This window comes from Mesorhizobium sp. M1A.F.Ca.IN.020.06.1.1 (genome assembly GCF_004023265.1).
Taxonomy (GTDB): Bacteria; Pseudomonadota; Alphaproteobacteria; order Rhizobiales; family Rhizobiaceae; genus Mesorhizobium.
The window spans coordinates 1-918 of the sequence record NZ_RZSR01001477.1 but is presented as its reverse complement, the minus strand read 5'-3'; the positions used below and the strand labels follow the sequence as shown (position 1 = coordinate 918).

Below are 918 nucleotides of genomic sequence, written 5' to 3'. Positions count from 1 at the left end.
CTCCAGAGCGCAAGGTCGAAGGCGAGGCGCGCCAGCACCGAGCAGACCGAATTGACGACTTCGGACGGCATGCCCGCCATCTCGAAGCAGGTCACCGGACGTCCATGGTTCGGTACGCGGAAGATGTTGCCGATCGTCTCGTGGATGGTGTCCTCGATCAGCCGCGAATTAAACATGAAACGGTAGCGCGGGTCGGAAGCGGCCGATTCGATGCGCGTCCTCAACGACTTCAGTGTCGGCCGATCGTTCTTGCTTTCGAGCAGACCCATGCGCTCGTCGATCTGCTTGAGCAGATCGGCGATGCGGTAAGGCACCGGCGTGTCCGCCGTCAGCGCATCGCTGCCGCGCCTGATATACGAGCCGGAGCTCGGGTTGCGATAGAGGTTCTTGGCGGCCGGGATGAGGTCGCGCAGGACGTCGACTTCCTCCGGAACGGTCTCGCGACCGCGAAACAGAACTTCGGCGAATTCTTCCAGTCTGAACATCCAGAACGGCAGGTCGAGCGTCTTGGAATCAACCTTCACGCAGTATTCCGGAAGCGAGGCGGCAAACTCGTTGTGCGGGTCGAGGATCAGCACGCGCAGATCGGGCCGCGCCTCGATCGATTTGCGCAACAGCAGCGAGACAGCCGTGGATTTGCCGACGCCGGTCGTGCCGACAATGGCGAAATGGCGCGCCAGCGTGTCGTCGACAGCGATGTTGGCGTCGATCGCCTCGTCCTGGGACAGCGTGCCGATGGTGATCGAATGGCGGCCGGCGAGATCGTAGACGGCCTGCAGGTCGCGGCTGCGGATACGGTGGGCAACCGCGCCGATATGCGGATAGGTGGTGATTCCGCGGTCGAAGACCGGTTTGGCGCTGGGCTCGGCTCCGTCGCGCACCTCGCCGATCAGTTCGATGCTGACCTCGATTGCGTTC

General features: G+C 63.0%; 1 protein-coding gene. It reads right to left on the bottom strand.

What is annotated here, in order from left to right; all coding sequences use genetic code 11:
• The coding region (locus tag EOA60_RS34995; protein ID WP_128312730.1) for an ATP-binding protein at positions 1–918 on the bottom strand (918 nt) is incomplete at both ends.